Source organism: Microbacterium sp. BF1, from assembly GCF_019279095.1.
Classification (GTDB): Bacteria; Actinomycetota; Actinomycetes; order Actinomycetales; family Microbacteriaceae; genus Microbacterium; species Microbacterium maritypicum.
The window spans coordinates 1-7458 of the sequence record NZ_JAGYWT010000081.1; the positions used below are offsets into that span (position 1 = coordinate 1).

Annotated in this window: 3 protein-coding genes and 1 pseudogene; 2 read left to right on the top strand and 2 right to left on the bottom strand. The window is 68.5% G+C overall.

Annotated features, from left to right (window positions below; translation table 11 throughout):
* Positions 1-1352 (bottom strand): glycoside hydrolase family 13 protein (locus KZA10_RS04730; RefSeq protein ID WP_218682305.1); only part of this gene is annotated, 1352 nt, incomplete at its 3' end.
* Positions 1353-1762: 410 nt separating this feature from the next.
* Between KZA10_RS04730 and KZA10_RS04735 the strand changes: the two genes are divergently transcribed.
* A complete protein-coding gene (locus KZA10_RS04735; RefSeq protein WP_218682306.1) occupies positions 1763-6136 on the top strand; it encodes an Ig-like domain-containing protein in 4374 nt (1457 codons plus the stop codon).
* 459 nt (positions 6137-6595) lie between these two features.
* Here the strand turns inward: KZA10_RS04735 and KZA10_RS04740 are convergent, their stop codons facing one another.
* Positions 6596-6787: a hypothetical protein gene (locus KZA10_RS04740; RefSeq protein WP_141386914.1), complete on the bottom strand. Its 192-nt coding sequence runs from the start codon at positions 6785-6787 to the stop codon at positions 6596-6598.
* Positions 6788-6905: 118 nt separating this feature from the next.
* Here KZA10_RS04740 and KZA10_RS04745 point away from each other — a divergent pair.
* Positions 6906-7458 (top strand): annotated as a pseudogene (locus KZA10_RS04745) (IS3-like element ISAar43 family transposase); the annotation flags it as partial.

Consider the following 7458-nt stretch of genomic DNA (forward strand, 5'->3'; position numbering starts at 1 on the left):
CCCGCGCCGAAGCCCAGGGACGAGCCCTCCGCGGTCCACGGCAGCGGTACGCGGCATCCGTCGCGGCCCAGACCGTCGAACTCGGCACCGCGGAAGAAGCCGGGGTCCTGACGCTGCTCCGGGGTGATCTGCGCCACCTCGTGCAGCCCGAGCTCCTCCCCCTGGTAGAGGTAGGTGCTGCCGGGAAGACCGAGCAGCAGCAGGGTCGCCGCGTGCGCCCTGCGGAGCCCGCCGTCACGATCGAGGCCCTCTGCCGGGCCACCGGTCTTGACCCACTCGGTGCCCTGCTTGACCGGGCGGCCGTTCAGCGCCGGGAGTCCGTAGCGGGTGGCGTGCCGGGTGACGTCGTGGTTCGACAGCACCCAGGTGGTCGACGATCCGGTCGCCTGCGCCTGCTGCAGGTTGTCGGCGATGATGCTCCGGAACTGCGCCGCGTCGAAGTCGGCCACCAGCAGGTCGAAGTTGAACGCCTGTCCGAGACCCTCCGCCGAGGCGTACTTCGCGCGGCGCTCCGGTGTCTCCACCCAGGCCTCGGCGACGGCCGTGCGCGGAGGGTCGTACTCGTCGAACACCGCACGCCACTCGGCGTAGATCTCGTGCACGTCGTCGCGGTCGATCATCGGATGCGTGCCCGAGGTGCGGTCCATCGCGTCGAGCTCGGCGCGCGAGGGCAGCGGCTCGCTGAGGTCCTTCGTGAGCATGTGGGCGACATCGATGCGGAATCCGTCCACCCCCCTGTCCGACCAGAAGCGCAGGGTCTTCAGGAAGTCGGCGCGCACCTCGGGGTGATCCCAGTTGAGGTCGGGCTGCTCCACGGCGAAGTTGTGCAGGTACCACTGCCCGTCTTCGACCCGCTCCCACGCGCTGCCGCCGAACACCGAGTCCCAGTCGGTCGGCGGCTCGGAGCCGTCGGGGCCGGTGCCCTCACGGAAGATGTAGCGATCGCGCGCGGCCGAGCCGCGACCGGCGGCGAGCGCCTCCTGGAACCATTCGTGCTGGTCGGAGGAGTGGTTCGGGACGATGTCTACGATCACCCGGATGCCGCGGGAGTGCAGCGCCTCGACCATGTCGTCGAAGTCGGCGAGGGTGCCCAACCGCGGGTCGACGTCGCGGTAATCGGCGACGTCGTATCCGCCGTCGGCGAGCGCAGACGGATAGAACGGGCTCAGCCAGACCGCATCGATGCCGAGGTCGCGGAGGTAATCGGCCCGCGAGACGATGCCCGGGATGTCGCCGATCCCATCGCCGTTCGCGTCAGCGAAGCTGCGCGGGTAGATCTGGTAGACGGCCGCCTGACGCCACCAGGCGGCGTCTGGGGCGGTGCGGGTCTCGACGAGAAGCGCGTCGGTCATGAGGGGGGAACTCCTTCGTCGGTTCCCGAAGATCGCCCGTCCCACTCCCCCGGTTTATGCGGTGCCGGTCACGGAGGCGGCGCGATCGCGGCACCAGGAGCTGCGAGGTGAACGCCCCGCACCCATCCCTCACTTCGAACCTCCCTCACACTCCTAAGGACAAAGCCCCGCGCGCCCCTGAGCCTCACCCTCTAATTCACCCGCTCGCTCACCCTGTGGATAACCCTGTTGATCACCCCGTGTAGCTGAGCTCGGACCAGGCTGGAGTCGACCGCTCACGGCCGCGTCCTCGAGCACTAGCTTCTGCTCGTGTCACGTTGCGCGAATCGTCATCGGAGGGCGCCGGCTCCTCTATGATGCAGGGAGGGGGACGTTTCCCCCTGCCTATCAACGATTGCAAGGGGAGATGCATGTCGCCGAATACCGACGTCACCCATGTCCGAAACAGGTGGGGGCGTCGGCGATCCGCACGCACTCCCGCCGGGCTCGTCACCGCTGCGCTTGTCGCGAGCGGGCTCGCCGTTGTCGTAGCGCCGCAGGCAGCTGTGGCAGCACCGGCGCTGAGCTGTATCAACACGATCTACCTCACGAGCTCGACGGATCAGTCCGTGCGTAGCCTGAACCTGACCAGCGGTGCTGTCAGCACGACGCCCGTATTCACGATCCCGACCGGAGTCGGTGCGAGCGCGAACCAGATCGGTGTGGCAGCGGACGGACTCGACGCGTACTACGGCACGGCGACGAGCGTCGTCGACTACAACGCGGCCGCCGGCACGACGACATCGTCCCCGAAGCCCGCGGGAGTGACCAACGGCACGGTCGGCGCGGTCAACCCGAAGACCGGGCTGTACTACTACGGCGCGTACTCCGGTGCCACGCTGCAGCTCTACGTATACGACCCCGCAACCGGTGTCGCGGCGCCCGGCCCGGTCGCGACGGTGAACGTCACCGACCCCCCTGGCGGCAACGGCGACATCGCCTTCGACAAGGCCGGCCGCCTCTACCTCGTCAACTCCAGCGCGACCCTCTACCGCCTGTACGTCGTTGATGGTGTCGTTCCTACCTCCGGCACCGGTGCGGTTATGAGCTCGGTCGAGCTGACGAACGGCCCGGCCACCGCCGCAGCGAACGGTATCGCATTCGCGTCCGACGGCTACCTGTACCTGGGCGCTGCGAGCACGGTCCAGCGGGCCAACCCGATCACGGGCGCCCCGACCGGTCCGATGATCAACCTGACTGGCGCGTCGTCCACCGACCTCGCCACGTGCGCGAACCCGAGCACCACTGAAGTGGTGACGACGTTCCCCAACGGTAAGGACCAGCCGACCGACTCGACGACCGTCGTCGTCGACGGCGGCTCCTACGGTGCGCCTGGCACCGGCCCGGACTTCCCGGCCAGCACCGTGCAGCCCGATGGCACCACCGCCACGGAGCCCGGCATCGTGCTCCCCGGTGAGACGTACACCGTCCGCCAGACCGGCAACGGCACGACGGACCTCAGCCAGTACGACACCACGTGGGAATGCCGCGACACCGAGGGCAATGTAATCGCCTCCGGAGAAGGCAACACCGCCACCTACACCGTCCCCACGGGCACGGATGGTGCGTCGATCGTCTGCACGTTCGCGAACGTGCTGCCGCTTCCTGTCGCGGTTCCCGACGAGGGGCAGATCACCTTCGGCACCCCGTCGGTTACCCTTGCGGGTGCCGTCAACGACACCCCCGGCAACAGCGCCATCGACCCGAGCCTGACGGTATTCACGTCCGCGGCGGCAACCAACGGGGGCAAGACGCTCATCACCCCGGAGGGCACCTGGACGATCGGCACAGACGGACAGATCACCTTCACCCCCGCGGCCGGCTACGCCGGCACGACGACACCGGTGGAGTACCAGATCACGGACGCCGACGGCCTCACATCGACCTCCACCGCGACGGTCACGGTGCGCCCAGGCCCGGCCGCGGTCGCCGACACCCAGCAGACGACCCAGGGCATTCCGGTTGCGGTGTCACCGCTCACCGGCGACACCGCCAGCCAGAACGCCGACGGAACCGCCGGGTTTATCCCGACCGCATCGCTGCTGTTCCCCGCGGCCGGTCAGCCGGCCGGTGCCGTCATCACCGGTGGCGGCCGCACCCTGACCGTGGACGGTGAGGGCGTGTACGTCATCAACCCGGCGAACGGGGCGGTGACCTTCACCCCGGAGCCGGCGTTCTTCGGCGTCGCGCAGCCTGTCGCCTACACGTTTACCGACAGCGTGGGCAACACGGCCGGCTCGACGATCACGATCACCGTGACCGAGGTCGCGCCGACCGCCGCCCCCGACTCGGCGAACACCCCGTTCGCTACCGAGGTGACGGTGGACGTCCTCGACAATGACATCGCCGGCCCCGGTGGCCCCATCGATGCGGGTGCGACGATCCTCACCTCCCCAGGCGCGACCAACGGCGGGAAGACGCTCGTCACGCCTGAGGGCACCTGGACGGTCAACGCCGACGGGACGATCACCTTCGTCCCCGCCGACGGGTACTCCGGCACCACCCCCGGTGTCACCTACCAGCTGACCAACGAGGCCGGCCAGACCGCGACCTCCACCGTCACGGTGACGGTGCGCCCGGGACCGGTCGCCGCCGCGGACACCGACACGACCGGACAGAACGTGGACGTGTCGTTCACGATCCTCGGAAACGACACCCCAGGTCTGCGCGCCGACGGCTCGCTGGGCACGTTCGACATGGACTCGGTCCGGTTCGTGACCACCGGTCTTCCCGCGGGAAGCACCGTGTCCGGTGACGGATACGAGCTCACCGTTCCCGGTGAGGGCGAGTACACGTTCGACCCCGCCACCGGAGAGGTTACCTTCAACCCGGAGGCACAGTTCACTGGCATCGCCACCCCCGTCACGTACGAGGTGGACGACGAGGCCGGAAACACCGCCTCTACGACGATCACCATCACGGTGACCGCGATCACCCCCGTGGTCGTCGCGGATGCGGTCAAGACGCCGGGTGACACCGCGATCGAGTTCGACCCGCTCGACAACGACGCCCCCGGGGCCGAGACGGCACCGCTGGACCCAAGCACCGTCATCTTCACGTCGCCGGCAGCGGCCGACGGTGGCAAGTCGCTCGTGACCCCGCAGGGTGAGTGGACGATCCGTGAGGACGGCACCATTCGTTTCGAGCCGGCGCCGGGCTTTGAGGGCGTCGCCGGACCGATCGAGTACGAGGTCCGTGACGACAACGGCACCCCGGCACGCGGCACCGTCACGGTGACCGTGGGCAGCGGAGCCGTCGCAGGACCGGACTCCGGCACCACCAAGCAGGGCCAGCCCGTAACCGTGGGAGTGCTGACCAACGACGCCCCGAGCGACCTTGGTAACCCGTGCGAGCCCGGGGAGACGAATGTCCCCGCAGGTTGTGACACCGGAGTCTTCGTCCCCGGCAGTGTGGTGTTCCCGACCGACGGTCAGCCGGAGGGCGCCGTGGTCAGCAACGCCGGTCGCACTCTCACCGTTGCCGGTGAGGGCGTGTACACGATCGATGCCGCCACCGGTGTGGTGACGTTCGCCCCGGAGGCTGCGTTCTCCGGCACCGTGACCCCGGTCATCTACACGGCTGTCGACAGCCACGACGTGACCGTGGCGTCGACCGTGACGATCGTGGTCACCGCGGTCACCCCGATCGCGGTCGATGACACCGCCACCACGGTGTTTGAAACGCCGATCACGCTCGAGCTGCTCGCCAACGACACCGCTGGCGACGAGGTTGTGCCGCTCGTCCCCTCTCTCACCGTCTTCCCCTCTGCGGGACAGCCGGCGGGAGTGACGGTGTCGGAGGACGGCAAGACGCTGACCATCGCTGGTCAGGGCACCTTCGTCCTGAACGGCGACGGTGACGCGGTCTTCACCCCCGACGCGGGCTGGAGTGGCGCGACCACTCCGGTGAACTACCGCATCGAGGACGAGAACGGCACGCAGCGTGAGGCGGCCATCCGCGTCACTGTGCGTCCGGGTCCGACGGCGCTGGCCGACACCGCGTCGACGTCGCAGGGCATCGCCGTGACCGTCTCCCCGCTCGGAAACGACACCCCGTCCCGTAACCTGGACGACTCGGTCGGTGAGTGGGACGCCGCGAGCGTCGTGTTCCCGGTCGACGGGCAGCCGGAGGGTGCGTCCGTGTCGGAAGGCGGCAAGACGCTCACCGTTCCCGGCCAGGGCGTGTACATGATCGACGAGGAGACGGGGGCTATCACCTTCGCTCCCGAGCCGTCGTTCCGCGGTGCGGCGACCCCGGTCGTCTACGCCGTGACCGATCAGCTCGACAACACCACCACCGCGACGGTGACGATCACGGTGCAGGGTCTTGACCCCGTCGCCAAGAACGACACCATCACCGCGGCGCCGGGATCCCCGGTGACGATCGACGTGCTCGCCAACGACTCCGGCGCGAACGGTGCGCCGCTCAACCCCGCGTCGCTGCAGCTCGTCAGCACGAACGGTGCGCTGGTTGACCGGATCGTCGTACCCGGTGAGGGAACGTGGACCATCGTGGACGGCAAGATCGTGTTCACCCCGCTCCCCGACTTCCGCGGAACGACCACCCCGGTGACCTACTCGATCGCCGACGTGAACGGTGTGCGGACCACCGCCACCGTCACCGTGACCGTGACCGGCGGGCTGCCCGCGACGGGTGGAGACATCCCGTGGCTGCCGATCGGCGGCGGACTCGCCCTGCTCCTGGGCGGACTCGTGCTGCTGATCCGTCGGCGCAGGACCGCGTAAGCAAACACGATCTCAAGGCACCCGCCCCTGAGTGACGAACTCCCCGGAAGACGGCACGGCCGCCTTCCGGGGAGTTTGTCTTCCGGGACGGCTGACCCCGCGCTGCACGCGAGGCGACGCGCGTCAGCGGGTAAAGATAGGCACTGCGAGGACAAGCGTCCACACTCCGACGAACGCCAGACCGATGAGGAGGCACTTGCCGGTCGCCCGCTGTGTCGCGGACTCGTGCGCTTGCTGGTTGGCCCGACTTCCTTCACTGATCCGCGCGAATTGCGGCTCACGCCGGGTCGGTCCGCGCGATCCTCGTCGGGTCATCCTCCAGACAGCGCCGCATCGCGGACACGTCCACGTCGACCCCTCCGACGCACCCGCAATCGAGGGATTTCCCAGTCCAGGTGTCAGGCACGCCGGCGAGCAAGATTCGGCCGGGATATACGTCGCCACACCGTTGACCGTAGCTCAGCGGACGCTACTTCGCGTCGTCGATGACCGATCGCACCCGACGATCAGCACGGCGAGAGCAGGGACGCGAGCGGCGACGAGACCGCTCAGCGTGGCGATATCCGCCACAGCCGTGTTGCGTACAGCGATCGCGGCATCCATCCGCTTCAGGATGCTCTCCACTGCGGCGCGGTCAACACGATGGTGCATGCCCGCATCTTCCCATTCCACGGACATGGGCCATGTGGGCTGACCCCGTTTGGTAGGTCCGGTGGTTGTGTGAGTCGTCCTGTTGCCCGGGGGTCCGGGCAGTGAGACTGGTCAGATCATGACGAACAGCAGGAAGCGTCACACCTCGGAGCAGGTCGTCCGTAAGCTCGGGCAGGCCGACAGGATGCTCGCGGGCGGTAGCGACATCGCCGGGGTGTGTCGAGAGCTCGGAGTGTCCGAGCAGACGTACTACCGGTGGCGGAACCAGTACGGCGGGCTGAAGGCCGACGACGCGAAGCGGCTGAAGGAGCTCGAGAAGCAGAACGCCACGCTCAAGCGGCTGCTCGCCGAGGCAGAGCTCGAGAAGGCCGCACTCAAGGAGCTGGCTGAGGGAAACTTCTAGGCCCGGGCAGGCGCCGCGCCGCCGTCGACCACCTCAAGCGCAAGCTGCGGGTGAGCGAACGAATGGCGTGCCGTCTGGCCGGGCTGAGCAGGTCCGCATACCGTCGCCCGCTCCAGGGTGAGACGACAGCCGACCCGGACCTGGCGTTGCGGGACTGGCTGCGGGCGTATGCGAAGAAGCACCCGCGGTGGGGATACCGCAGGGCCTACCACGATGCCCGCGGCGAGGGGTGGGTCGTGAACCACAAGAAGATCCAACGGCTCTGGCG